The sequence below is a fragment of the Phenylobacterium sp. genome, assembly GCF_041916435.1.
GTDB lineage: Bacteria > Pseudomonadota > Alphaproteobacteria > Caulobacterales > Caulobacteraceae > Phenylobacterium.
This window is the reverse complement of record NZ_JAYRZM010000022.1, coordinates 1-1482: the sequence shown is the minus strand read 5'-3', so window position 1 is coordinate 1482 and position 1482 is coordinate 1. Positions and strand designations below refer to the sequence as shown.

The window sequence follows — 1482 nt, the reverse complement described above, 5'->3', positions numbered from 1 at the left end:
GCATGCCGCTCGCCTATATCGGCGGCTATCTCGTGGCCCCGCGGCTGTTCGAGGGCGCGCCGGCGGGCAGTTTCTCGATGAACCTCCTGTGGGATCGCGCCATCGCGGCGGGCCGCCTGTTCGGCATAGTGCACACGGGGCGCTGGCTGCACGTGGGAACGCCCGAGGCGATCGGCCTTGCCGAAGCCGCGCTCAGGGCATGAGCCATGGCGGCAGACATCCCGCGCCTCTTCACCATCGCGCCTGACAAGCCCTTCCTGGAGGTCCTGGCGGCCGCCGTGCTGGGGGGCTTTCCCTGTGCCGACGCAAAGCCTCCCGGCAGGCTCAATCTCGCGCGCTGGACCATCCTGCTCCCCACGCGGCGCGCCGTGCGCGAGCTGGAGGAGATTTTTTTCCGTCTCGCCGGCGGCTCCGGCCTGCTGCTGCCGCGCATCCGCCCGCTGGGCGACATCGACGAGGACCTGCTGCAGCCCGAGCAGGGTGCGGAGGAGCTCGGCACGCCGGTCAGCGCGGCTGGCCAGCTTCTCCTCCTGATGGATCTGATCGACGAATGGGCGGCAGCACACCCCACGACGCGGCTGGCGCAGGAGATCGCCGCCGCGCCGCACCAGGCGGGCGGCCTCGCCCAGTCGCTCGCCGAACTTCTCGACGCGCTCGAAACCGAGGATGTCGACGTCACGAGGATCGCCGATCTCTATGGCCTCGAGGCGGCGCACCACCGCGAGGCGATCCTCGAGTTCCTCGCCATCGCACGGGAGAAATACCCGCAGCGCCTTGCGGCCGAGAAGGCGATAGGCCCGCAGGCCCGCCGCTCGGCGATCCTGCGGCGCGAGGCGCGGCGGCTTGCGGACAGCCGCACCGTGCGGCCCTTCATCGCCGCCGGTTCCACCGGCTCGATCCCCGCCACCTGCACGCTGCTCAAGGCCATTGCCGCGCTGCCTAACGGCGCCGTCGTGCTGCCGGGTCTCGACCAGTTCATGGACGAGGCGAGCTGGACGGCCGTCGGCCCCACCCACCCGCAGCATGCGATGAAACAATTGCTCGCCCGCCTCAACGCGACGCGGCCGATGGTGGCGGAGCTGGGCGGCGAGCCGGGGCCGCGCGCCTGGCTCGCCAGCGAGCTGATGCGCCCCGCCGAGTCCTCGCATCTGTGGCATGGCGCGCTGAAGGGCCGGGAGGCCCAGGTGGCGGCGGCCATGCAGGGCGTGGAGCTGGTCGAGGCGCGGTCGCTCCAGGAGCAGGCCGTGGCCGCAGCGCTGATGCTGCGGGAATGCCTCGAGACGCCGGGCCGTTCCGGCTGCCTCGTCACGCCGGACCGACAGCTGGCGCGGCGCGTCAAGGCGGAGCTCCTGCGGTGGAACATCACCATCGACGATTCGGCCGGCGAACCGCTGATCCGCTTCGGTGGCGCGTCGCTCATCAACTTGCTGCTCGAGGCGCTGCTGCAGAATTTTGCCGCCGAGCCGCTCGCCGCCCTGCTGC

General features: G+C 71.5%; 2 pseudogenes. Both read left to right on the top strand.

The annotated features are described in order from the left end of the window. A pseudogene (locus tag ACE3TA_RS22545) lies at positions 1-203 on the top strand (nucleotidyltransferase family protein); the annotation flags it as partial. Positions 204-206: 3 nt separating this feature from the next. After that, a pseudogene (locus ACE3TA_RS22540) lies at positions 207-1482 on the top strand (hypothetical protein); the annotation flags it as partial.